Raw genomic sequence first — 25,431 nt, 5'->3', positions numbered from 1 at the left:
CCTCCGTTCGGCGCGAGCGCGGCGCTATCTCAAGGGAACCATGCTCCGGCAATCTCGACATTTACACAGGGCAGCGCGGTAGCTTCGCCGCCCGGCGCAAGCCGACATGGTCTGCGCAACAGCGGACGGCGCTAGTTACTGTCGTTCGGTGCAAATTTGTTCGTAGACCATTCGGGCAGCGACAAGGTCAGCAAGTGCGGACCCAACGGCCTTGAAATAGGTGATCTCGTCTGTACTGGTTCGCCCGTTCAGGTTGCCTTTGGCAAGATCCACAAGAGTTCCAAGAACATGCTCTTCGGCCACAACGCCGCTCTGAATGGGTTGAACAAGATCTCCCGCTTCATGAAGCGCTTCACGCGTGTCGACAAATGCTCTGGCCTTAGTCAACGCCGCGTCGTCCGCCTCTCTCATCTTGGGAGTGAAGCCGCCGATAAGATCGATGTGCGTGCCCTTGCGTACCCATGCGCCCTTGATTATGGGGCTAGTTGCAAGGGTTGCAGCACTAATGATGTCTGCGACGCCCACCGACTGCTCCAAATCAGTCACGACCTCCGAGTCAATTCCTTTGTCGTTCAGTGAGCGAACCAATTTTTTCGCGCCTTCATTGTTTATATCCCAGACTAAGACTTTCTCGATTGCCCTAACAGCGCGGTAGGCATCCGGTATCTGGCTGGCAACTCGTCCGGAGCCGATTACGAGAAGCGACTTTGCGTCATCGCGGGCAAGATAGCGAGCAGCGAGAGCGGACGTGGCAACGGTCCTCCGCGAGGTGATAACATTGCCGTCCATCAGCGCCAGCTGCTGCCCGGTCACCCCATCATAAAGGATGTAGGTTGATGTCAGCCCTGGCAACCCGCGGGTAGTGTTTCCTGGAACGACGGTTACAAGCTTAACGCCGAGGAACTGATCCTGATCTTCCGCCTTCGACCAAGCAGGCATAAGGAGAAGTGTTGCGTCTGGCTCGCCGCTTTTCTCCATGCGATGATGGTGCCGAACCGGTACCGTGCAGCCGGTTACAAAACCGCTCTGAAGCGCGTCGACAAGAGCACCATAGGGCAGGCTCGCGCCCGTTGCTTCAGTATCTATCAATCTCATCCTGGCGTCGCTCATTTGATTACTGCTCCTTTTCATATTGCTGGCGACAGCACTTTCCGCTTCGTTTGCTGGGTGCAAGAGAGCCTTTGCCTCGAGGCCTAAATTCGCTTGGTTATGCAAGCCAGGACGCGGCCGAAGATGGATTTTGAAGTGGCGTCTGCTCGCCCATAATCCTTTGAGTTAATAGCTCCCCACAGCCCAAAGCCATGGTCCAGCCGAGCTGTCCATGTCCCGCATTGATCCATAGATTGCTATATTTGCGCACCTTACCCAGGAATGGGGGGCCGGCTGGTGTGGTTGGCCGCAATCCGGACCAGAACTCCGGCGTCTTCAGCTCTACGGCGTCCCCGAATGAACGGAGCACGTAATCGCCTATCTGCGCTATTCGCTCTTCTGGAATGGAGCGGTCGTGCGCCGCGAATTCTGCGATCGCGGTCACCCGAAGTTGGCCACCATAGGCCGCAACCGCCAACAATTCGGTCTCGTCGACAAAAGGCAACGCGGGCACTTTGGCGGGGTCGGTGATCGTCCACGTTCCAGAATAGCCTTTGACCGGGTATATATTGGGTGCAAATCCAAGTGCACGGGTTAGCTCAGGAGTTTCGACGCCTGTCGCAAGAATGACTGCCCCGCACGGGATTTCTCCCTGATCAGTTCTGACGGCTTGGATGGTGTTAAATGAGGTGCGGAACCCCGTGACACGCGCGCCGAAACAAAAACGTGCCTTATTCGATTTGTTCAGGAAGGCAGCCGTGCGTTGGGTAAATAGCCTGCAGTCACCGACACAGTCCGCTGCGCTATAAAGTCCGCCAACTAACCGGCTGGACAGCCCCGATAACCCAGGTTCGCGGGCAATTAACTCGTCTCGTTCAAGGGCCGTGATGCTGTCGTCACCGTGATCCTTGATGGAAGCAACATAGGTGTTGAATTGGCTTTCGTTCTGGAAGACATACAGCCCGCCATTGCGTCGCACCTCATTCGGCAGGTCCATTTCGGTCTCGGCGGCGGCAATGAGGTCGCGGCTGTACCGGCTCAAACGTTGAAGCGCGTCGGTGTTCCTGTGATGTGCGTGTGGCGTGCAGTTTGCCAGAAACTCTATACCCCAGCGCCACAGCGCCGGATCCAAAATCCGTGATACTTTGACCGACGGATCCCGCCCAGCGATCACTTTGAACATGGCTCCGATCGCCTGCGGCCCTGCCCAAGCTTTCGCATGCCCCACAGCGATGATGCCTGCATTTGCGCGGCTACACATTTCAGCCGGGCCAGACATCGCGTCGATTACGAGCACTTGAACACCTCGCTTCGAAAGTGCGTAGGCCGTCATCATGCCTGCCACACCCGCTCCGATCACCGCGATGCTGCGCTTTCGAGCTGATTCACTCATTGTTCGCCTTTGAAAATTGACCAGGTCAATCCGCCTTTCCCGTTTCTGTACCGCGACCGCTTCTGAAGCGGAATTAAAATGCGTCGGGACGCAGCTTGCCCTCCCCCTTGCGCAGGAGGTGCTCAGCCCCAGAGTATTTCGTGTCTTAGTGCCCTGACCCGGCTTTACTGCTCGGGTGCACCGTCCTGAGCGAGGACTCCGTGAACCCTGGTGGCGATCCATAGAATCTGCGCATCTTCTTCACTAACAGAGACCAACGCGTGTCTCATGGTAGAATCATAGTAACTGCTGTCCCCCGGAAAGAGGCGAATCGGCGCATAGTGCTCTGTATGGAGCATTACCTCGCCAGATAGCACGTAGAAGAATTCTTCCCCCATGTGCCCCTGAATTTCAGAAAACTCCATAATTGAGCGCGCGCGCACACGCGTCAGCAGGGGGGTGAACTGCTTGGTGGAAAGGTCAGCGCTGAGCATTTCGTATTCGTAATGAGGCGACTTCTGCAGAATGCCCTCGCCCCTTCTGGTCACGACCCTACGTCCCGCCGCACCGGCCTTGTCCGTGGTGCTGCCGAAGAGTTCCGTGACGTCAACGTCAAGCCCGACGGCAAGGCGCAGGATCGTCTCATATGTTGGCGAAACCTGACCGTTTTCTATCTTCGATACTGCGGAAATCGATAGGCCCGCCCTTTGCGCCAGATCGTTCAACGTGAGTTTTAGCTGTTTGCGCAATCTTTGAACGGTTACGCCGATTGGAGGATAATTAGTCTGTTTTACATAATCTATTTGGGCCATGTTTTTCGCTTCCACCGCCTGCCCGGCTTTAAAAGATTGCAAACCCATAAGATACATAGGTTTTGGTGAGCTCGGAATCCCGCTTATGAAGCAATGAATGACGGATGCTCACGCATCGCCTCTCGTTTCGCAGTATCAACTTTGAGATCGGGAACGCCTGCACCTTGTGCGACGGTCAGAGTGGAGTTAAGCAGAAGCTGCGTGTATGGATGGCGTGGTTCTTCAAATATACGCTTCGACGTATTCATTTCGACGATTCGTCCAAGATACATAACCGCCACGCGTGTGGTCATGTGTTGTATCACCCCCATATTGTGGCTGATCATGATGTACATCAGATTGAATTCCTCACGCAGTTCCAAGAGCAGGTTGAGCACCTGGGCCTGAACCGACACATCAAGCGCGGAGGTAGGCTCGTCGCATATCAGCAGCTTGGGACGCGTGATCAGGGCCCGGGCAATGGCAACGCGCTGCCGCTGCCCGCCCGACATTTGGTTGGGATAGGCTTCGAAGAAGCGTAACGGCAGCCCCACAATGTCGAGGATCTTTCGCGCGCGTTCTTGCCGCTGCGCCGACGTGCCTTCGCCACGCAAATAGAGCGGATAGGCCACGATTTTGCCCACAGTCTGGCGCGGGTTCAAGGATGAATACGGATCCTGGAAAATGAAGCCGATGCGCTCTGCGATCTGCCGGCGTGTCATGCTGCCGGCCGGACGCCCGTCCAGCAGAACTTCGCCTTCCGTAGGGGTGAGCAAACCCAGCATTATTTTCGCGAGCGTACTCTTGCCTGAGCCGGACTCTCCGACAATACCGAGAATGTCACCTCTCTCAACACGGAGCGACACCTTGTCTACGGCAAGCATGGGCGCACTTTGGCCGAAGATACCTCTCCGCCCACGGTACTCGTGCGAGACGTTACTCAACTCGAGAACGGGTTTGTCGGTCATGCCACAACCTTTAGCCGGATTTTCCCCTCACCGACCTTTATGCAGCGGGCCTCGTGATTTCCGCCGATCTGCTGCAGTTGAATTGGTTTTCTGCAAGCGTCAGAGGCCAGAGGACACCGATCCAAGAAATGACAGCCCTCCATCCGGTTCAGAAGCGACGGTACGGTGCCGGGTATCGAAGGTAGCGGCTTCATCCGCGGATGCGAAGGATCGGGGACGGAACCGAGCAATGCACGGGTATATGGGTGGGACGGATTGGTGAACAGCTTCTCGGCGGGCGCCGTTTCGACGACCTGGCCCGCGTACATGACGATCACCCTGTCGGCGATGCGCGATACAAGTCCCAAGTCGTGGGTGATCATAATCATCCCCATCCCAAATGACTTTTGCAGATCAATGAGCAGTCGCAACAATTCAGCCTGAATGCTTACATCCAGCGCCGTGGTCGGTTCATCCGCCACAATCAGCTCGGGCTCGCACATGAGCGCCATGGCGATAACGACACGCTGGCGCATGCCGCCCGAAAGCTCGTGCGGGTAGTTGTTCAAGCGCTGCACCGCGTTGGTGATTCCGACCTGTTCGAGCAGATAGATCGCTCGCTCCTTGGCCTCCTTGCGAGATGCCTTGCGATGAGCACGATAGACGTCTAACAACTGGCGTCCGATCGTGTGCAGCGGGTTCAGCGCCGTCATCGGCTCCTGGAAGATCATTGAGAGACGGTTGCCCCGCAGAGCGCGGAGTTCGGCTTTCGACATCATTTGCATGTCGACGCCGTCGAAGGTCATCGCCCGCGCCGTCCGCGTCGCCACCTTGGGCAGAAGCCCGAGAAGCGACAATGCGGTGATCGACTTTCCACATCCCGATTCGCCAACGATGCAAAGGGTTTCACCCTTTGACACGCAGAAGCTGACATCCTGCACAGCGGCTAGAGTTCCGTTCGCCGTAGCGATGTCGATGTTGAGGTTTTCAACGTTGATCAACATTGGTCTTCCTCAATTCCGTCCGTGCGGCGACATGACATCTCGCAGACCGTCACCCAGAAGGTTCGTGCCAAGGACAAGAGCGAACAGAAAAACTCCCGGAATGGTAATGAGCCAAGGCTCAAAGAGGATCGAGGCTTTCCCTTCGGAAATCATCAGCCCCCACGAGGGAAGGGGCGCGGGCACGCCTAGGCCCAGGAACGAGAGCGCGGCTTCAAGGATCATCGCCTGCGCCATCTCAAGCGTAGCCACTACAATGAGATTGTTGAGGAGGTTCGGCAGGATCTCGTGACCGATAATCTGCAGCACGGACGCGCCCTGCAACTCCGCCGCAGTTACGAATTCGGAAGACCGCAACTGGATCGTCGTGGCCCTGATAACGAGCGCGAACCGGTCCCAAAGCAAAAATCCGAGCGTCAGCATGACCACCGTGAGTGAGGATCCCGCGAGCGCCACCACGGCCAGCGCGACCAGAATAACTGGCATCGCCAGACGCGCGGTGATGACAAACATCGCGACACTGTCGACCTTACCACCGAAATAGCCGGCGCAAACCCCGATAAAAGTTCCGATGATACCCGAGACAATCGCGGTCCCAACCCCAATGCTAAGCGAGATTTGGGCCCCATAGATGATGCGGGATAGATAGTCGCGGCCCAACTGATCCGTGCCGAGTGGGTGCTCCCAACCGCCGCCTGGGAGCCAAACCGGGGGCGTAAACCGGGCCGGAAGCGACTGCAGATAAGGGTCATAGGGCGCCAGCAACGGTGCGAATACCGCCATGACAATGACGGTGACGAAGATCAGCAGCCCGAGCATCAGGCTGCCGTGACGCAGCCAGCGAAACAAGCGGCTTTTCGTGGCATTCACCTTCGAGCTTTCTGCGGAAAATGCAGAGGCTTCGGTCATTTGCTGCGCATCCTTGGGTCTAGCATGGCGTTAAGCATATCGGCTAGCAGGGTTAGAACGACATAGAAAAGCGAGAAGCAGAGCACGAGAGCCTGGATGGTCGGCAGATCGCCACGGGCTATGCTTTCCCACGCGAGGGATCCGGCCCCGTGAATGGCGAACACGCTTTCAACGACAACAGAGCCTGCCAGCAGGAAACCGAACTGGGCCGAGGATAGGCTGATAATCGGGAGCGCCGCATTGCGCAGGGCGTAGTCAAACAGCACACGCGCTTCGGACAACCCCATGGCGCGGGCCGTGCGGATATAGTCCGCCTCCAGCGCCGATATCATGCCTGAACGGGTCAATCGCATGATCGCCGGCATGGCGAAATAGCCCAGCACAATCGTCGGCATTATAAAGCTTTGCCAGGAGGCGGTACCCGAGGCTGGCAGGATCGACAACTTAACGGAGAACAGGATTATCAGCAGCAAGGCAAACCAGAAGCTGGGCATGGCCTGCCCAATAACTGCAAAGAGCAGGGCCAGGCGATCAATGATGCTATTGGGCCAACGACCGGCTGCCACCCCCAAAGGCACAGCGATCACCAAAGCCAGGATCAGCGCAAATATCCCGAGCTGTGCTGTCATGGCGAAGCGTCCGAGAAGGAGCGTCGCGACGGGCTGGTCGAAGTAAAGACTTGTCCCGAGATCTCCACGAAGGACCCCGGACAACCAATGCAGATACTGAACGAGGATAGGCTGATCGAAACCATAGAGTTGCCGAATGCGCTCCGCATCGGCCGCAGTCGAAGCCTCGCCGGCTACGGCAGCGGCCGGATCGCCTGCGGCAAAGATTAGGGAATAGGAGATGAAGGATACGAAGAGCGCGAGAAGACACGCCATAAATATTCTGCGAACTGCGTAATTCAGCATGCTAATCTCCCTTGGGAGCAGGTGACCCAACGCCGTCCAGCCGCTCTACGCGGCTGGACGGCGGAAGATTACTTCCATTTCGCGTCGTAGAACGGAATGAACTCGTCGGGGTTGATGGTAAGTTCGAGATCCCCCGACATCGCGGTGTTCATACTCCACACCCATAGCGGGACCCAGTAAGCCTTGTCGGCGATCAACTTGAGCGCCTTCGAATAAAGGGCCTTCCGGCGATCCATATCTATGGTCTTGGAGGCTTCAATGACAGGCTCGGTGATTTCCGGATCGTTCACAACGTCATCACCAGTGCCTGCGAAATAGGCACCAACGCTCAACCCGACATCTCCGATCCCATAGGAGCCCCAATCACCATACTGAAGGTCTTGCTTGTGGTTGCGCCACTGATCGGTGGCCGTGGCATACTGAAGATTGTTGAGCTTCAGGTTGATTCCGACAGACGCAAGATTGGCCTTGACCGCTTCTGCCACCGCCACACCTTCTTCTGAAATGACCATGCTCAGATTGACCCCCTTTTCGAATCCGGCTTCCTTCAGCAATGCCTTCGCCTTTTCCGGACTATATTCGTAGGAGGTGACGTCCGTTTCGCAACCGAACTGCACTGGGTTGCATGCCGAATTGATGATCGGATAACTTTCTCCCTTAAACGCGTCGCGGATTTCCTTCCGATTGATCGCGTAGTTGATCGCTTGGCGAACACGTACGTCGACAAGCGGCGAGTTCGGAACATGCGGGTCCATGGCAATATAGTCGAAACGCATGATCGGCGAGCTCTCGACCTTTACACCGGGCCGACTTGCAAGGCGCGCAACATCATCTGTGGGAACCCGCCAGATCCAATCAATATTGCCATTCAGCAATTCGGCATATTGGGTGTTTAATTCAGGCAGAACACGGAAATTGATCTTGCCGATTTGGGGATTTTCCTTCTGGCCGCCCTTATAATAATCGTCGAATCGTTCGAGCTTGACGCTGACGCCCGGTGTTAGTTCCACAAGCTTATACGGTCCGGTTCCGATCGGCTTGACCGCCATTCCCTGCGAACCGACTTGTTCATAATAGGCTTTGGAGTAGATCGGCACATTTCCGGCAAGCATTTCCAGCGCCATCGGATAAGGTGCCTTCATGGTCAGCCGGACCGTGTCTTCATCCAGCTTCTCGGCTTTGTCGATCCAGTTTACGGCGATGGCGTAACGAGCGGGGAAATCAGGGCGAGAGACGAGATTGAGTGTGAAAACGACATCGTCGGCTGTTAGAGTGTCGCCATTGTGAAATTTGACACCTTTGCGAATCTTGAAATCAATCTGGGTATCGGAATTGAACTTGTAAGTCTCGGCCAACTCCGGCACGAACTGACCGCTCTTGAAATCTTTAGATACGAGGCCATCGTAAAGAATGCGGGCAATAGAGAGCGCTTCACGGCTCGTTGCCAGATAGTTGTCGAGCGTCTCGACCTCGTTGCCGAAGGCGACATTGAGTATGTCGTCTGCCTTGCCGGCGAAGGCTGGGTGGCTGAGCGCGGTAAAGGTAAGGAGCCCGATAGCGAGTTTGTATTTAATACCGTTGTTTTTCATGGCAGTTCCCCTGCTGTTAAGGTAATGCGCGGATTTTATACACCGCGCACCGTTTACGACTGGCAGTACGGTTTCGTTTTTATTCCCCCCAGATGGTTTCGTAGATCCGCAACAGGTTCTCGCCGTAGATCTTGCGAATGTCTTCGGTTGTAAATCCCCGCCGCAGCAGAGCCTCGGTTAGCGCCAGCATGGTTTTGGGCGTCTCGATGCCAGCTGGATAGTAATGCGGAGGCGGCGGATAGGCGTTGGAGCTCCAGCTGTTGTCAGCCAGAGCGTTCTCGTAAATCGTCATTGCCGCCTCATCCTCGGCATACGGAGACTGGCCGCTATAATAGTCAATTCCAAGCGTGATGTGCTGCGTACCGACAAGGTCGCACATATATGCAATGTGATCGATAAATTGATCAATCGTCGGGTGCTTGTCGCTAGAAACGAAGCCAGGGAAGCCCACGACACCGATCGTACCGCCCCTCTCAGCGACTGCCTTGATCAACTCGTCAGAAATGTTGCGTGGCGAAGGATAAACGGATTTGGCATTCGCGTGCGATATGATCACCGGCACCGAAGAATGTTCGATCGCGTCCATCGTCGTTCGAACGCCAGTGTGCGAGCAATCGACAATCATGCGCGCCCGGTTCATCCGCTCGATCACTTGTAGCCCAAACCGACTCAGGCCAGAATCCGTACGTTCTTCGCAGCCATCGCCGATCCGGTTCTTAACGTTATACGCCAGTTGCATGACGCCGACTCCCAACGCTTTAAAGGCGTCGATCAAATCGAGGTTGTCCTCGATCGGCTCAGGTCCTTGGAAGTGCAAGATAATGCCAGTCTTGCCCAACCTTTTGGCCTGACGAATGCCGGCGGCAGTACGGACCAATATCAGGTCGTCGCGTTCGCGCAGCAGCTTATGCCATGACCCGACTGTCCGCAGCGTCGCCCCAGCGCCGTACCACCATCCGACGGTGGGTGCGATCGCGGTCAGCCCGCCCGCCCTATAGTCAGAAATCGTGCTCGTATCGTCCAGCAATGGGCATACAGCATCGATGATGATTGCAGCTTCATGCAGTCGTTTCGCGATGGAATCCATCCAAGTTCCTCCCTCTGGTCGAAGCCGATTGTGCCGAACGCGGTCTCACCGGAAGCAGCGGCAATAGACAGTGCCTGGGCTCCTCCTGACACTGCCTGCGCAGGCATGTAATTTTCTCTTAAGAAATTTTTGTCATTTTAGCAACAAAAATGTCATATTGTCCGTAGCCTTGAGGCTCCGGCAAAAATCGCGCCGTTTTGCGAAATGCCGGGCCTGCTCGCGGCGAACTGCCGCTCCTGGGAGCTTGGTGACGGCCGGGAATCGGTTTCGTTTCAGATAGCGTGGGGGCGCCGTCGTCAACGAAGTGCGTGAAGGCCCATAAAAAGAGAGGGGTTGAACCTGAGCATGGCAGCCAATATCGATTTTCCACGCTGCACCGCCGACCCTTACGAGGAGGTCCACCCGTCCATGACAACTCGCCCGCGCATAGCCATCGCCGGTTTCCATCACGAGACCAATACGTTCGCACCGTTCGGTGCCTCCTATGAGGACTTCGTGCGGGCCGATGGGTACCCGGCAATGACCAAGGGCGCGGCCATCCTCGACGTCTTCCCTCCGCTTGGGCTTCCGATCAGCGGCTTCATCGGCGCGGCACGGGCGACCTATGATTTGGTGCCGTTGGTCTGGGCCGCTGCGGAGCCGTGCAATGTCGTCGCCGATGAGGCCTATGAGCGTATCGCCGAGGCGATCTGCCAAGGCATTGCAGGAGCAGGTGAGCTCGACGCGATTTATTTGGACCTGCATGGTGCGATGGTCGTCGAATCGTTCGAGGACGGCGAAGGTGAGCTCCTGCGGCGCGTCCGGACGCTTGTCGGCTTAGAACTACCGGTCATTATCAGCCTCGACATGCATGCCAATGTGACCGATGCAATGGTCGAACTCTCCGACGGCATGACGATCTACCGGACTTACCCGCACATCGATATGGTGGAGACTGGGCAACGCGCCTTCGACCTCCTGAAGCAGCGTATCGGACATAGGAAGCCCTTATTCAAGGCTATGCGCAAACCGCCCTTCCTAATCCCACTGGCTGCGCAATGCACGGACTTTGAGCCGTGCAAGAGCCTGTTCTCCGGCTTACCGAACGGTGTGGAAAGTTCTGTCTTCAGCGTCGACATTGCACTCGGCTTTCCGCCGTCCGACATCCGCGAATGTGGACCGGCCGTCATCGCCTATGGAGCCAACTACGCCGCCGTCACTGCCGCAGCGGATGCTCAATTTCAGCGATTTCTAGCCGCCGAAATCCACTTCGAGATGCCGATGCTTGGCGCAAGCGAAGCTGTAAGCCGTGCGATCAGCAGCGGACGCAAAGGCGAGCTTATCGTGCTTGCCGACGTGCAAGATAATCCTGGTGCTGGCGCCACTTCGGATACGATCGGATTACTTAAGGCGATGGTTGAGGGCGGTATGCGCGACAGCGCGCTCGGCCTGTTGTGGGATCCAGAGGCGGCAAAAGCGGCACACAACGCTGGCTTGGGTGCAGAAATCGACGTCCGCCTCGGCGGCCGCTATGGCTACGATGCAGGGCCTTTTTGTGTGAAGGTCCGCGTAGAGGCGCTTTCGGACGGGGTATTCACCTGCCGCGACCCATTTAATGGCGACGTGCCCGTCGACGTCGGTCCGATGGCGCGCCTACGCATCCTAGATGCCAATTCCGACGTACAGGTGGCCGTCGCCAGCACTCGCTTTCAGTGCCTCTACCAGGACCTGCTGAGAGCCGTTGCTATCGAGCCGAAGGAGCAGTCGGTTGTCGCCCTAAAGAGCACCATCCACTTCCGTTCTGACTTCGGGCCGATTGCCAAAGAGATCATTATGGTCGAATCGCCCGGTGCTAATATTTGCCGCAACGAAACGGTCACGTACAGGAACCTGCGTCCTGGCGTATGTCGAACTCCGAGCGGGCTTTCCGCTTCTTGAGAACCTGAAAAGCACAATGGGAGCCAACTGACAAACGATTTTCGCGGCACCCGCTGGCGATCGGGTCCGCCCTTGCCGACGCGACTGCCAACACACTTGTCCTTGCCAAGGCTAAAGCGTGTCGCGTTTTAAGGGATTCAGATTGAACGAATGCGCTGACGCGGCATTTGGTGCACCGGTTCGCGGATGACGCTTCTGTTTTGAAAGATTGCTGCTGTTGAAGCACAATCTCGAGAACAGGAGCAATGAGATGGCCGAGTTGAGCCCGCTTCGTCGGCGCATGATCGAGGACAGGCACAGCTCGCCACGCATTTGCTGGAGAACGGCACCGACACCCGCATCATCCAGGTGCTGCTCAAAACAACGACAAACTGCCCGCCAACAGCCTGAAGAAGGGCGGATTTACTATCCATTTCATCCGCGCTGCGGTGAGGCCGCGCTCATTTTGAGGCGCTATGCGTACCGCGGAACCGAGTTTGTGGTCATTCCGCAGCCTGACGGCTCCCTTGCCTGCATACCGGCGTGGATGATGCGCGAGGCGGCAACACACTTCAAGCTGTCGGCTGAGCCGTGGTTTTCCCTTAGGGCCTTGCAATCTCTGCGCGCCGAGATCGATGCGCTTCTAGGATTTCTCCAGTCCGACTCAACGACGGAGAAAGGCCAGAATGAAGCGCCAATTCGAAAGTCCCCAACCAAGCCTGTTCGAAGTGGGCGAGCCAAGCGTTTTGCTGACACCCGCCCAGGAGACCGAGTTGGCGTTGCTGGTGGAGACCCTGCTGCGCGAGATCGCGATGGCACTAGCAAACGGGAGATCGTAAATGACCAAGATCACGGCTGAGCATCTTGCGCGCAGCGCCTTCGTCTATATCCGTCAGTAGACGGCCGATCAGCTTATGCACAATCAGGAGAGCCGGCGCCGGCAATACGGGCTCGCCGATCGCGCTCGGCAGTTTGGCTGGCCACGATCGAAGTCATCGACGATGATCTCGGCCGCTCGGGGGGCGGCGTCCATCGACCAGGTTTCGAGCGGCTCCTGGGGGCTATCTGTGAAGGGCATGCGGGAGCCGTGTTCGCGATCGAGGCCTCTCGGTTGGCGCGCAACGGCCGCGACTGGCATACGCTGATCGAGTTCTGTGGATTGGTCGGGACCGTCATCGTCGACGAGGACGGAATCTACGATCCTCGGCATCCCAATGATCGGCTATTGCTTGGCATGAAAGGCACGATGAGCGAGCTCGAGTTGTCACTGTTCCGTCAGCGCTCGCAGGAGGCACTGAAGCAGAAAGCCCGCCGCCCGGTCGGGGAATCTTCGATGGAACTGAGTGGCCGACTACGTCGATGCCCGTACTAAGATAGAAGCAGCCCCAGGCGTACACACGGAAATGCGGTATCCAACCCGCGTATAAGAGTTTGCAAACCGTCGTCTTGAGGTCCTGTCTCCTAATTGCGCATCAGCTACACTATGCAGGACCAGCCATTATTGGCGGGATGAACAGTCGTGGCCATGCCACTTGCATTTGAACATAAGAGTTCCAATGAGACGAAAATGGCACCAAGATTGGTTCGGATAGCCGTCGGTTCTTCGCGGTAGGATCGAGTGACATTGGTCGCCTCCAGGTTGAACGGATATGCATCCTCAGTCTGCCTGCTGAGGTGGTCGCTATCCACGCCCCATGGGATCTTGCAATGAGGTCCGAAGACCAGCGGGTGTGCTCCGTTGAGCGTGCGGACCTCACAGAAGGCTTGTATGGGGATTTGTTTGTCAAGCCATTTGGGCTGCCTTCCGTTTCAACCAGCCCGCCTGATTTGAGAGGATCCGAGGGGAGCCCGCCGTCGCACGCAACACATGCGCCGCGACCTTGTATTCGGTGGGATCCGTGCTGGATCCCGACCATGAAGCATCCATTCGCTTCGGCGGCAAGGCTCCGAGGCGGCGGGCCCATTCTCCAGAAGGCATCGTAGCCAGGTTTCTGTTCGGGTCACCACCACCTCGGATCATCGACGGCCAGTCAGGAAAGCCGACCGGACGCTGTACTGCTTGTTTGGGTTCCTCCCAGACCTGCTCAGGCCGGCTGCCGCAGCGCGACGCCGGCCGGGATGTCGCCGATCGTGACCATGCGCCACAACGCGATGAGCAGCTTGCGGGCGAGCGCTACGATCATTTTCGTCTTGCGCGAACCGCTCGGGCCATCTGTTCGCGCGCGGAACCATTGGGCGAGCGCGCTGTCGTTCTGGAACCGCAGGAAGCGCCAGGCGAGCTGGATCAGCCCGCGGCGCACTCGGGCGTTACCGGCCTTCGCCAAGCCTTTCTCCCACCGTTTGGAACCGCTCTCGTCAGGCGCGCCAGTGAGCCCCGCATAGCGGGCAACCGCCCGGCGATCCCGCAGGTTGCGGGATAGCACCTCCTGCACCAGCATGTCGGCGGTCTCGACGCCGATGCCGATGACACTGGCAATCAGACGCACCATCGCATGTGGCCCCGTCACCGGCGCCTGTTCCAGACGCGCGAGGCGTGCCTCCTCGATCGCCTTGATCTTCTCGCGGATCATGGCGAGCCGGGTCATATCGCGCCGGAGCTCGTCAACCGTGTTCGGTGGCAGCGGCACACCATCCGGTGTCCGCAGCGCGTCAAGGCATTCCACCACTCTGCGCAGTTTGGGGTTGAAGCTGCGGATCCCGAGCCACGCCAGGATCGCCTTGACGCGGTTGATGATCCGCGTGCGCTCGCCCACCAGACTTTCTCGCTCACGGCTTGGACGTCTGTCATCTTCTTCCTCGAGCGCGGGGATCGCAACCATCCCGCAATGCCCGCGCTCGCCGCGCAGCCAGCCCAGGAACACGCGCATGAGCATCGCCGTGTCCAACCGGCCGGTCTTCGCACGGATGCTCACGCGACACCGCAACGCTGGTCGAATGGATGACGTGCACCTCGATGTCGCGCGCCCGCAGCCACCGCGCCAGCCAGAACCCGTCGCGTCTCGCCTCAAAGGCCAGCGCGATCCGCTCGATCGTCCTGCCGGCCTTGACGGCTTCCTCGCGCCAACGTTCCATCAGGCTCAGCAGCGCGGCTGGATCCGGTTCCAGCTTCAGAGGCTGGCGTTCGAGACCGGGAACCTGTCCCGCCACCAGCCAGCCCGATTCACTCATTTCGACAACGACCGTCACGCTGCTATTCTGCTCAAACGAGACCAGCGAACGGCTCAAATCGTTAACCTGGGTCATGGGGCACCTCTGTCGCTTCTATCGAACGACGATGGTGCCATACCGCCAGCGCTCGCCCCGTAGCTTCTCCGGCTTCCCCCATTGAGGCTGCGGCGTGATTCTTTGCGGGTTGAAGTGAGAACCGCGCTGGGCAAGCCGCTACCGATGGCGTTGCGTGAGCGTGTTGTCTGCGTATTTCGACGAGGGGCACGGACACCGTAATCAAACGCACCGGCTGGTCGCCGAAAGGCGAGCGTTACAAGACGCATGCTCCTTTCGGCAAATGCACACGCAGACCTTCATCGCGGGCCTGCGCTGCCACGGCATGATTGCGCCATGATCGTCGACGCGCCGATGAACGCACGAGACGCAACTGAGCCCCCGAACTCCAGCCAGGCGACGTCGTCATCCTCGACAATGTTGGCTTCCACAAGGGCGAGCGGGCCGCCGAACTGGTGCCCCGGCGCGGCGCATGGCTGCTGTTCCTGCCGCCATGCTCCCCCGATCTCGCCCCGATCGAGATGGCCTTCTTAAAACTCAAGGCGCTGCTGCGCAAGAAGGCAGCCAGAACCTCGAGGCGCTCTGCCATGTGCTGGGCCGCATCTGCGACCTCTTCGACCCACTCAGTGCCGAAACTTCTTCAAAACTGCTGGATATGAGGCACGATTAGTCGCGACACCCTTTTAAACCAGTAAACCTCGCTCACCACAATCTCCTGCAGACAGCGCAGGCTGAGATTGTAGGCCAGCGTCAAGCCACCAAGTTTGGCAGTTTCTGAAAACACCAAGACTCTATATTTCCAAGTCCTGTCATTGACGACGGCGGCCGGGCGCCATCGCCATACGAAGATGATACTTGCAGCGCTCTAGTGGCCTGCTGGCTGTTTTGAGCCTCGTCACGGCCGAAGTGACCTGGATTCGTAAAAACCACGTGATGGATGAGGGAGACTGTAATGGAGCCCCTGACGATGCAACCTCTAACGCCGATCCTGTCCGGTCCGCGCCGGCCGTCGCGATTTGGTCACGACAAGATTGCTGATGTTATCGCGAAGACTTTGGATAAATTTCCGTCGAACACGGCTGTGCGTACGAACGAGAATTGCGACATAAGCTACCGGGAGCTGGGGACGTCCGCATCCAATCTCGTGGGGCGCTTCGAGGTCATCGGCATCCTCCCCGGTGATGCAGTTATTGTCAAGCTTCCCCGATCGGTTGATTTTATCACCGTCATTCTTGCTACCCAAATGCTGGGCGTTGCCTTCGTGCCTGTTGATCCATCGGATTCCGATCAGCGGTTGGACCATATAGTCCGCAACACGAACGCCAAAGCGATTGTCAGACCGGATCCAAGTGGTTCGATGCGCGTTGAGCGTCTTCCGACGCGCGGTGGCATCAACTCAGCGTTCTCAAACATAGCATACATCATGCACACCTCCGGGAGCACGGGAATCCCGAAAGGAGTACCGGTTTCCCAGGCAGCTCTTCTCAATTTGGTCGACTGGTATATCGACATGATCGAATTCTCGGACGGCGCCAGCATTTCGCAGCTTACGCGACCAGCATTCGACGTGTCCATCCCCGAGTTCTTCTTACCATTTGCGACCGGCGGGACAATTGTCTTGCCTACAACGCAACTGCAAGATCAGATCATCCAAACAATCGAGTTCCTAATTCAAAGCGGCACGAACGTTATTCAGATGGTTCCAACACTGCTGCGAAGCTTCCTTGGAACTCTCGAGCCTCTCCCCTATGTAGCGGAGCGGTTTACCAATCTAAAATATGTAGTCTGCAATGGTGAATCCTTGCCGGATTCGGTCAGGCGACGATTTTACTCGATTTTTCCGAACGCTACATTAATAAATAGCTACGGTCCGACCGAGTGCTGTGTTGCGGTTAGCTACCACTATTGCCGTCGTGGCGATGCAGACCTCCCGGTGTTCATCGGCAAACCAGCATCCAACGTTGATTTCTACGTGCTTGACGAAACCAACTCCGACGTTGGGTTTGAAGTCGAGGGCGAGCTCTGTGTGGGAGGCGTGCAGACTTCCCAAGCCTATGTAGCTGACGAAGTCCAGTCGAAACTGCGCTTCGTGCCATTCTTAACGGCCAATGGTGAACAAGTGCTGTACCGCACTGGGGACTATGTCGTGGCTTCGAAAGAAAATGGACTGCGTTTTCTCGGAAGAAACGACGACCAGATTAAGTATAGAGGAACCCGACTGGAGAAAGGGGAAATTACCAGCGCCATCGACAAGACGGGCCTATGCACGGGATCAGCGGTCGTCGTGGTAGATAGAGACGACAACACGGGGCAGGATTTGGTCTGCATAGTGACGCCCGCAAGCGCTGACGTGGGTGAAGTTCATCGGCAGCTCATGGATGCCCTGCCGAATGATCGTGTTCCGAGGGTCGTTGTGCCTCTTGTTGAGCTTCCTTTTACTGCCAATGGAAAACTCGACCAGCGTGCCCTTGAGAGAATTGCCAAGGAGGCGCTTAGGGTGAATCTGAACCATGCCACGCCCCAGGCCGAACATGGAGGGTCACCGTTGGATCACTTGCTGGAAGCTGTGCACGCTGCCACGAGAAGATGGGTATTTCCCAGCTTAACAGCTCGGAAGTGCGATATAGATTCACTAAACTTCCTCAAGATACAGCTCAAGTTGGCTGAAAACGGCCTTATGTTCTGCGACGACGTTTATCGAGAGCAAGACCTATCGCTTGAAGAGTGGGCAAGGCGCATTCAGCCGGTCGATCGCAGCGGATATCAAGCGGGCGCCATAGGCAAGAGCGGACAGTATGCCGAATTTAGGGACGAGTTCGCTCAAATTATCGAATACATTGAACATCGGGCCCCCAGCACCGTTGTACTGCACTCATCGCTTGTAGCTTTAAGGAATGTGGCTGCCAATGAGGCAACAACGGTTCTTCTTGAAGGGATAGAGCGGATCTCCGCGTCCTCCACCATTATTCTGCCAGCGTTCACTTTGAGCTATTGCACTACGCAGCGTTTTCATTGGAGAGAGACCAAGTCCGAAACAGGAGTTTTGGCCGATCTTGTGATGCGAGAGCTTCCCGCTGGGCGCACCAAACATCCCGCTTATTCAATGGTCGTGACCGGCCCGAGAACGCAGGAATTGTGCGAGACCGACTGGTGGAGATGCAGTCCGTTCGGTGACGACTCGATTTTTGGCGAGATAAGCCGCTCAGCTGGTTTGATCATTGGCCTAGGGACGTCAAGCTTTACGCATGTGCATAGGTGCGAACTCCTAGCAGATGTACCTTACAGCAAGACGATCAACTTGCGGGGGGGCGCCGACTTCGGAGGCGGTCCGATTGACGTGTCGGCGGCGGTTTATATTCGCGACATCCAGGGCCGACCCGAGTATTCGTTTCTTGCACACGACACTACGCGTGACGTTCGCGAAATGAGAGATGTTCTGCGGGAGTTCGCAATAGCTGGGACCTACGCGAGGTTGGTGGACGCAAGAGACATGGAGTCCAAGCTGGTTCCCGTCATGCGGACCGATCCGTACGGGTTCTTACATGAGAGGGCTAGAACCGAGGCGCGGCACGCGTATCCGAGCGAGAACCAAGGAGCAAGGATTGCCTAGGCTTGGAGCTGAACGGTGGGTTGGACGAAACGTGACAAGTCCTGACCGACGACCTTAGGAGTTGAGATATGATAGCCGGAAAAGGCTTTATTCTACCACCAGCCTTGAGTGAGGAAATGTTTGATGCGAGGCAATCGGATGGCGATTCACCGTCAGTGGTGGTCTATGCATTTGCAGACGGCCGCTTCGCCGGCAATCCGGCGGCAGTGGTGCTCTATGATAGATATCCAGCAACAGCGGATTGCCTGCAGCTGGCGCAACGGTTTGGCCAGCCCCTGACAGTGTTTCTTCGCTCCTTGGAAGAGACAGACCATTTTGAAATTCGCTGGTTCACGCAAAATGTCGAACTGGACCTCTGTGGTCATGGAACGGTGGCGGCGACATATTGGCTTTTTCGTGCCGGTTACGGTCGGTCCAATCGAATCTCCTTTCACTCCCGGAGCGGGCTTCTCGACGCTTGGCTGCAAGGCGAGGCCGTACAAGTCGCGTTTCCGATGATCGACACGGTTTCGGCAGATCCCATGGAATATGAAGCTGTCCAACGATGCATGGGTGTCCCGGCTAAGGAGATTCGGAAGGCATATGACGATTATGTTGTTGTCGTTGGCGACGAACGTATCGTTCTCGACTATGAGCCGAATTTTCAAAGCATAGCGCGGATCGATTGCCGCGGTGTTGCTCTCACGGCTCTGGTTGACCGGGACGGGGCGCTCGGGGAATTTGATATCGTATCAAGATTCTTTTCGCCGAGAATTGCAATCGACGAGGATCAAGTTTGTGTGTCGGCGCACTGCAAGCTCTATCCATACTGGTCGAGGGTCCTGGATAGGACGGACTTGCGCGCGCTGCAGGCATCTGAGAGCGGGGGAGTCCTCGAGCTCTCATCATCAGATGGTCGCCTCATCGTTGGAGGAAGAGCTAAGCTAGGTTCGGCCAACAGACGGGACGATAGCTCGCCAGAAGCGCACCACGAATTGGCGTTTGCATGGAAACGTTTGAAGGACATGATCCCAGTTGATGAGACTGTCAAATGAACTTGCAGGTGGGAAAATAGCAGGGGAATGAGGTAAATGGACCTGATCCGTTGGGTTGTCTGAAATGGAGCGGGCATGAAGCTGGTCACGCGGCTTGGCGTAGAGCGAGCTTCTTGTGCTTGCGCAGATCGTCCATGTTGATGTAGCGGTTGGCCTCCATCCAGTTTTCGTGGGTCTCGACGGCGAGCGCTCTGACCAGGAGCAGGCTGTCGATGCCGGATCAATACTCCCCAGAAGGCAGCCGGAAGAAGGTGAGCGTCTGTTCGATGTTCTCCTCGACCCAGGCGGTGAGCCGGGGATAGCGCGCCGACCATTTGGCCATCTATGCAGCGAGATCGGCCTCGGCAACGTCGCGCCGGTCATAGAGCCAGCGCAACTCCTGCAGGCAGTCGTCGCCGTGCTTGCGCGGCAGATGATCGAGCGCGTTCCTGAGGAAGGGCACGTAGCAGCGCTGCCAGGCCGCTTACGGGACGACCTCGCCGATCGCAGCGACCAGCCCAGCATGATCGTCGGACACGACCAGTTCGTCTAGTCGCCCGTGAAGAAAGCCATTTCGGCACCGGCGTTGAAGGCGAGCCCCGTTTCAGAGGCTATTGCGGTTGAGCTGCGGAGGTCAGGCTGATCGTGGCTGGACCGGTGACGCTGGAGCGGTTGCAAGCAGCGCCAGGAAGTAGGCAAACAAAAGCCTCAGCCAGTTGAGCAAGAGGCTGAAGTTGTAGCCGACGGCGGCGAGCATGGCGTTGTTGGCGTCGCCTTGGGTGAAGGCCAGGAAGTTGCGGCCCATGCGGTGGTCCTGCTTGAGATGGCCGATGACCGGTTCGACGGCGGCCCGGCGTCGCAGTGCCCGCTTGATGGCCTTGGTGAGGCCGCGCCTGTAGCCGGCGACATGGACCTTGAACATCTTGTCCTTCGGCGCGTTGTGGCCGCGATAGCCGGCATCGACGACGATCTTGCCGAGATTGGCGCCGATCGCGGTTTCGATGGCGGGAATGACGGTGGCCAGCGTGTGGCCGTCATAGGGATTGCCGGGCAGCGCCTTGACATGGGCGACGAACTGGCCGCCGCGGCTGCGCTGCAGCGTGGTGGCGACCGAGACCTTGACGCCGAACTCATAGGGCTTGTGGGCCTTACCCTTGCCGATGCATTCCACCTCGGGAGCGTGCAGGGAATAGACCTTCTTGCCGCGCTCGCGCTGGCGCTGGTCCCTGACGCGCCGGGCAAGCGACAGCGGCAGGGCGAAGAACTGGGTCAGTTCGGGCTGCCGGCGAGCTTGCGGGTAATGTCGCGGATCACCGCGCCCAGCATGGTGCGCAGCCGCTTGAGCGCCCGGTTGGCGCGCTTGAACTGCTTGGCATGGGCATAACGCTGATGCTTGATCAGCGCGAACTTGCCGACCCGCGCATAGGACTGGCGCAGGCCGATGCTGTGTCTTTTGGCCAGCGTCACCAGCCGCTCGCGGGCCCGATGCATCAGCTTGGCGTCGGTCGGGAAGGTGATGGCCTTCTCCTGCACGGTGGTGTCGACGATCACCGCACGGAAGTCGGCCGGTTTGGCCGCCCCCAGCCGCGTCGCTGCCGCAAGGCTCTCCTGGAGCAAGGCCATCAGCCGCTCCTCGCCCATGCGCAGACGCCAGCGCGTCAGCGAGCTGCGGTCGAAGGGCAGGCGGTGCTGGAAGAACTCCTCGCCGCAGAACAGCTGGTAATAGGGGTTCTCAAGCCAGCGCTCGCACAGCGCCTCGGCGGACAGGTTGTGCATCGACTTGAGGATGGCCAGGCCCGCCATCAACCGGGTCGGCAGCGGCGGCCGGCCGGGATCGTCGTCATAGACCGCGCCAAGCCGTTGTTCGAGGAAACGCCAGTCGATCGACCGGGCCAGTTTCACCAGCGCATGATCCATGTTGAGGATCTGGTCGAGCCGGGATCGCAACAGGTCGGTCTGTCCGCTTTCGCGCCGTTCCTTCGGCCGCATCGCTCGCTCCCTCGCAGCTTCGCCACAACAGTCGAATCACGCGTACGGGCACGCTTTCAATTTGCCGGAAATCGCCGCTCAAAGCCACTATTTTCGGCAAAATCAAACGCAAAACTGGAGCCGAATCCCAAATTGAATCAAAGCCTTCCGAGTTCTTCACGGACGACTCGTCTAGCCGTCTAAGAGCGAGAGAAGGCTCTGCTTGCATCAAGGCTGTTAGAATCGTCCACTGTATACGCATAATTTGTAAGACGTTCGAAACAATTCAATTTAATCACTTGTTTGGAAAACGTAACACTTCATAATTCCGGAGAAAAGAACCCTTAACTCAAAATAACGTTACGCGTTCCAGTGATGTGATATGGTCCGGCGATGCCCGCCCGTGCGACGGCCACGCGTTCAACGCAAGTGGCTGCGGAGTTAACACTATGGAACGACCGCCGATGACTGCGATCTCCCGATTTCAAGGGTTGGCAACTAGATTGTCCGACCAGACCTCTTTGTTCGCGTCAATGAATTTCCCAGAGGTAGCCAAGGAGGCATTTGAGGTCAAGTTCGGCCGTTTCGTCGACCAGGCTGATGGCATTACTCAATCCGAGCAGTTGTTCGACCTGTTATCTATTTTTGCCCTGAATTTTGATTGCCCGTGGATTGCCTATGACTCTCTTACACCGGAACAAAACGCTTTGAAGCCGGCCCGAAGCAATCCGGCAATGATGCTGAATTATCCCGATGAATGGCGGGTCCGCTACTTTGAAATGGGGTATGACAAGATAGCCCCCATCATCAGGTCGGTTCGAAAACGGGCGGGTGCCTTTCGATGGAGCGAGGTCTACAATGATGCAAACACGACGGAAGACGAACGGCTCATCTTCAAAGAAGCTGCGAAGTTTGGCCTAAGGTCAGGCATTAGTGTTCCATTGCACGGTCCTGATGGCAGCTTTGCGATAATGAGTTTTGCTCAACCTGGGGACCGCGAGTTCCAAAATAGAACAATCACCTACTTGCAACTGGCCGCCATACATTTCCATCTGAGGATCGCCGGGTTCGGGAGTTCGAGCGGTAATGAGAAAACCCCAACTCTTTCCCAAAGAGAAAAAGAGTGTATTCTGTGGACAGCGCGAGGAAAATCGTCGTGGGAAACAGGGAAGATACTAGGAATATCAGTGAATACTGTCAATTTCCATGTAAAAAATGCAATGCGAAAACTGGAAACCGCTAGCAGAACGGCAGCAGCGATAAAGGCAGTAAGTTTCGGTCTTATCGAATTGTAACGGCGGTCGCCAAGAAATATTTCTTGATTCGCGAATTGGTCTATTCCGCGGTGAGGCGCTAGCAGGCTTTGAGTGTAGGCCCGCACGATCACAGACTAGTCACCACTAACCTCCCTTGAAGCGGCGAGGTGCTCGCAAAACCAGGTGTAGCCATATCCGTCGGGATGGGCGGCGCGATATTCCTGCTCTACAGCAGCGTCAGCGTCACCCCCTTGCGCTTCAGCTCCCGGGCGATCAGCGCAAAGTCCTGTTCGCTCAGGTCTTGCGGCAGACGGCCGGCCGGCCAAACAGCAGACGCTCAAGCGTCGCGTCGTCGTGGCCCGGCGGCAGAGGCCAGCATGACAGCCCGGCCTCCTGCGCCCGTAGCAAATAGGTCGATACTGTCGTCTTGCAGATATTCAGCCGTTCCGACACTTCACGCACCGAAAGACCCTGCTCATGGGTCAGGCGCAAGATCGCTTGGATGTCCCTCACGCTCGTTCGTCTCGCTTGCTTCCGTCTCGGCATGGCCCCTCTCAACATCATCGTGAGAGGCCAAACTGCGAGAACGGCGCAGCCGAGAACCGACCACCAAATCCGCTCCCGAACCTGTCCGGGATTTAGCGAAAATGGTGTCCGGGAATTACCGAAACACGTAAACTGGAAAGGCTCTACCGGCTCTATCGCGAGGAGCGGCTGACGGTGCGCAGCGCGGCGGCCACAAGCGCGCGCTCGGCGTGAGGGCGCCGATGGCGATCCCGCAGGGCGCCAACCAGCGCTCTGGTCGGTTGACTTCGTCTCCGACACGCTGACCGATGGCCGTCGCTTCCGAATCCTGTGCGTCGTCGACGACTTCAGCCGGGAGTGCTTGACCACCGTCGTCGACAACTCGATCTCAGGCGAGCGTGTCGCCCGCGAGCTCGACATTATCGCCGAGCATCGCGGCTATCCCTGCATGCTCGTGTCGGACAACGTCCTAAGAGCGGAAGGAAATGGGGCAGACAGTCAAAGTCTCTCTGTTCGCCAGCATGCTCTCGCCGCGTGACGCTCGTCAAGTTGGGTGATCGAACCAAGCGGCTTCCACTTGTGAGGGAAAAGGTCTCGTCCATAGCAAACACAGGGTACGCGCAATGGCGGCCCTCACCGTCCTCAACACGAGCTTCAGATCCAGGTGGAAGACCCGAACATTATCTACAGGGTCATCGAAGCGATGCCCTCACGGCCCTAGCCGGGTTTATGCACAGCGCTGAACGTTTGGCGGCCTGAGGTGTTGATCTGGTCGCCGTTTCGGTTCTTTTTGACAAGCTGGTTGGGCGCCGGCGGTGATCCGTCGTGATGGAAAGCGGGGGTTTGCAGGTTGCGGCCGGCGGGTTCGTTTCGGGGCGTTGGCGCCCTGTCGGCTACGTCACGAGCCGCGGAATGCGGTCGAGGACGATGCGCAGGATGCGCTGGTCGGGACAGGATGTCGGCAGGTGCAGGCGGATCTGGGTTTTCATCTCGACCACCCGCGCGGCGATCTTGATGAGGCGCAGTCGCAGCGTGTCGAATTGGGCGACTGCGAAGCTCGAGCGTTTCGGCATCGCGGCGCGCAGGCCCCACATCAGCCAGTAGGCGCCGGCATGCAGGAACAACCGGAACTGGTTGGCCGTCGCTCTTGTGCAGGAGGTGCGGTCGGCGGCGAGATGCGTCTTCCACGACTTGATGTGGTTCTCGGCAGCGCCGCGCCGGCAGTAGACATCCTCGTAGAGCGCCTTGGCCTTGCCACCGGCAAGGTTGGTGACGATGAAGCGGGTGTCGGCGCCTTGGGCGCCGACCTCGATCCGGGCGATGATGCGCTCGACACGGCTCCAGCTGCCGGCGCCGTCAAAGAATTCTTTGAACCTGCGGACCTTGTCCGTCTTCGCCGACGCTTCAAAACGCGCCAGCGTGCTGACTTCCAGCTCCGCGACATGCTTGTGCAGGGTCGTGGTGGGCGCCACGCCGAGAATGAAGTCGACACCGTTGGCGCGGCACCAATCGATGACCGGCGGACTGCAATAATGGCTGTCGGCCCGGATCAGGATCCGGGTGTTCGGCCAATTGCTTCGGATCGCCCGCACCAGGCGTCGCAGGTGGGGGCGGATTTCTGCCCCACTCGGCCGCTTGGCCGGCCGCAGAACCGCACCGACGAAGCGGCCATCGCCATCGAACACCACGATCGGCTGGAAGCCGTACTCGTCGTGATGGGCATTGAACAGGCGAAGCTGCTGGCCGCCATGCACGGCATCAAACGTGTCGTCGATGTCCAGCACGATCCGCTTCGGCACCTGCCGGAAGGAGGCGCAGTAAAGATCGACCATCGCCCGACCCATAGCGACCAGTTCCCGCATGCCGGGCAGGTTCTCCAGCCGGCACAGCGTCGACTGGGAGGCCAGATCCCGACCCGAAGGCAGCGCATCCTGGGCCATCTTGAAGGCCGGATCGCAGCGCAACCGGTTGGCGTCGTTGCCATCCTCATAACCGGCGGCGATCATCTTCATGCGGAAGCCGATCATATCGGCCACGCTGTGGACGACCTGGTCCGGGCAGCGCGGATCATCGATGCAACGCGCCAGACGGTCAGCCACACGCAGCCGTTTCTCCACCTCGGCCAGAGCCAGAACCCCACCGTTGGACGACAGCATGCCGCCGTCGAAGCGGGCGACGACGGCCTTGCCGCCCACAGATGACAAACCGCTCAGCGGCAGCGTAAGATCATTCATGGCGGGTG

General features: G+C 57.8%; 16 protein-coding genes and 6 pseudogenes. 8 read left to right on the top strand and 14 right to left on the bottom strand.

The features are described from left to right. Positions 1-135: 135 nt before the first annotated feature. The 9 genes from lhpI to IQ26_RS33300 all read right to left on the bottom strand — a co-directional run bounded on the left by lhpI (position 136) and on the right by IQ26_RS33300 (position 9,699). On the bottom strand, positions 136-1,110 hold the full coding sequence (gene lhpI / locus IQ26_RS33340; protein WP_145722603.1) for a bifunctional Delta(1)-pyrroline-2-carboxylate/Delta(1)-piperideine-2-carboxylate reductase: 975 nt from the start codon (positions 1,108-1,110) through the stop codon (positions 136-138). 97 nt (positions 1,111-1,207) lie between these two features. Continuing rightward, entirely contained in the window at positions 1,208-2,482 is a 1,275-nt protein-coding gene (locus tag IQ26_RS33335; RefSeq protein WP_162458145.1) for an FAD-dependent oxidoreductase, read from the bottom strand. A 164-nt stretch (positions 2,483-2,646) separates the two neighbouring features. Beyond that, entirely contained in the window at positions 2,647-3,330 is a 684-nt protein-coding gene (locus tag IQ26_RS33330) for a helix-turn-helix domain-containing protein (protein ID WP_145722601.1), read from the bottom strand. 26 nt (positions 3,331-3,356) lie between these two features. Next, the gene (locus tag IQ26_RS33325) at positions 3,357-4,220 is read right to left on the bottom strand and encodes an ABC transporter ATP-binding protein (RefSeq protein WP_145722600.1); all 864 of its coding nucleotides are present in this window, start codon (positions 4,218-4,220) and stop codon (positions 3,357-3,359) included. Continuing rightward, entirely contained in the window at positions 4,217-5,203 is a 987-nt protein-coding gene (locus tag IQ26_RS33320; RefSeq protein WP_145722599.1) for an ABC transporter ATP-binding protein, read from the bottom strand. The genes IQ26_RS33325 and IQ26_RS33320 overlap by 4 nt, the downstream gene beginning before the upstream one ends. A gap of 9 nt (positions 5,204-5,212) precedes the next feature. Continuing rightward, a complete protein-coding gene (locus tag IQ26_RS33315) occupies positions 5,213-6,109 on the bottom strand; it encodes an ABC transporter permease (protein WP_145722598.1) in 897 nt (298 codons plus the stop codon). Then, positions 6,106-7,023, bottom strand: coding sequence for an ABC transporter permease (locus IQ26_RS33310; RefSeq protein WP_145722597.1), 918 nt, complete (start codon positions 7,021-7,023; stop codon positions 6,106-6,108). Before IQ26_RS33310 ends, IQ26_RS33315 begins: the two co-directional genes overlap by 4 nt. Before the next feature lie 68 nt (positions 7,024-7,091). Then, a complete protein-coding gene (locus IQ26_RS33305) occupies positions 7,092-8,612 on the bottom strand; it encodes an ABC transporter substrate-binding protein (RefSeq protein ID WP_145722596.1) in 1,521 nt (506 codons plus the stop codon). Positions 8,613-8,691: 79 nt separating this feature from the next. Then, positions 8,692-9,699: a dipeptidase gene (locus IQ26_RS33300; RefSeq protein WP_145722595.1), complete on the bottom strand. Its 1,008-nt coding sequence runs from the start codon at positions 9,697-9,699 to the stop codon at positions 8,692-8,694. Positions 9,700-10,044: 345 nt separating this feature from the next. Here IQ26_RS33300 and IQ26_RS33295 point away from each other — a divergent pair, with 345 nt between their 5' ends. From IQ26_RS33295 to IQ26_RS33290, 3 genes and pseudogenes are all read left to right on the top strand, one after another. After that, positions 10,045-11,616 carry a M81 family metallopeptidase gene (locus tag IQ26_RS33295; protein WP_145722594.1) on the top strand — a complete coding sequence of 524 codons (1,572 nt, stop codon included), beginning with the start codon at positions 10,045-10,047 and terminating at the stop codon, positions 11,614-11,616. A gap of 665 nt (positions 11,617-12,281) precedes the next feature. After that, positions 12,282-12,434, top strand: coding sequence for a hypothetical protein (locus tag IQ26_RS39310; RefSeq protein WP_156090968.1), 153 nt, complete (start codon positions 12,282-12,284; stop codon positions 12,432-12,434). Next, a pseudogene (locus IQ26_RS33290) lies at positions 12,435-12,910 on the top strand (recombinase family protein); the annotation flags it as partial. 769 nt (positions 12,911-13,679) lie between these two features. Here IQ26_RS33290 and IQ26_RS33285 read toward each other — a convergent pair. Continuing rightward, positions 13,680-14,838: pseudogene (locus IQ26_RS33285) on the bottom strand (IS110 family RNA-guided transposase). A gap of 386 nt (positions 14,839-15,224) precedes the next feature. Between IQ26_RS33285 and IQ26_RS33280 the strand changes: the two are divergent. The 3 genes from IQ26_RS33280 to IQ26_RS33270 all read left to right on the top strand — a co-directional run bounded on the left by IQ26_RS33280 (position 15,225) and on the right by IQ26_RS33270 (position 19,461). Further along, on the top strand, positions 15,225-15,476 hold the full coding sequence (locus IQ26_RS33280; protein ID WP_145722608.1) for a transposase: 252 nt from the start codon (positions 15,225-15,227) through the stop codon (positions 15,474-15,476). Positions 15,477-15,769: 293 nt separating this feature from the next. Beyond that, entirely contained in the window at positions 15,770-18,427 is a 2,658-nt protein-coding gene (locus tag IQ26_RS33275) for an AMP-binding protein (RefSeq protein WP_240547359.1), read from the top strand. 68 nt (positions 18,428-18,495) lie between these two features. Then, positions 18,496-19,461: a PhzF family phenazine biosynthesis protein gene (locus IQ26_RS33270; protein ID WP_145722593.1), complete on the top strand. Its 966-nt coding sequence runs from the start codon at positions 18,496-18,498 to the stop codon at positions 19,459-19,461. Positions 19,462-19,546: 85 nt separating this feature from the next. Here IQ26_RS33270 and IQ26_RS33265 read toward each other — a convergent pair. After that, positions 19,547-19,987 (bottom strand): annotated as a pseudogene (locus IQ26_RS33265) (transposase); the annotation flags it as partial. A gap of 87 nt (positions 19,988-20,074) precedes the next feature. Next, a pseudogene (locus IQ26_RS33260) lies at positions 20,075-21,429 on the bottom strand (IS5 family transposase). A 482-nt stretch (positions 21,430-21,911) separates the two neighbouring features. On the opposite strand from IQ26_RS33260, the gene IQ26_RS33255 reads away from it, so the two are divergent. Further along, positions 21,912-22,703 carry a LuxR family transcriptional regulator gene (locus tag IQ26_RS33255; protein WP_240547358.1) on the top strand — a complete coding sequence of 264 codons (792 nt, stop codon included), beginning with the start codon at positions 21,912-21,914 and terminating at the stop codon, positions 22,701-22,703. Between the two features lie 110 nt (positions 22,704-22,813). Here IQ26_RS33255 and IQ26_RS33250 read toward each other — a convergent pair. Then, positions 22,814-23,210: pseudogene (locus tag IQ26_RS33250) on the bottom strand (helix-turn-helix domain-containing protein); the annotation flags it as partial. A gap of 135 nt (positions 23,211-23,345) precedes the next feature. Here IQ26_RS33250 and IQ26_RS33245 point away from each other — a divergent pair. Continuing rightward, positions 23,346-23,655 (top strand): annotated as a pseudogene (locus IQ26_RS33245) (DDE-type integrase/transposase/recombinase); the annotation flags it as partial. A 427-nt stretch (positions 23,656-24,082) separates the two neighbouring features. Here IQ26_RS33245 and IQ26_RS33240 read toward each other — a convergent pair. Then, positions 24,083-25,423, bottom strand: a complete 1,341-nt coding sequence (locus tag IQ26_RS33240; RefSeq protein ID WP_145722606.1) for an IS1380 family transposase — start codon at positions 25,421-25,423, stop codon at positions 24,083-24,085. Between the last annotated feature and the right edge of the window lie 8 nt (positions 25,424-25,431).

This window comes from Mesorhizobium tianshanense (genome assembly GCF_007830515.1).
GTDB lineage: Bacteria > Pseudomonadota > Alphaproteobacteria > Rhizobiales > Rhizobiaceae > Mesorhizobium > Mesorhizobium tianshanense.
This window is presented reverse-complemented; position numbering and strand designations above follow the sequence as displayed.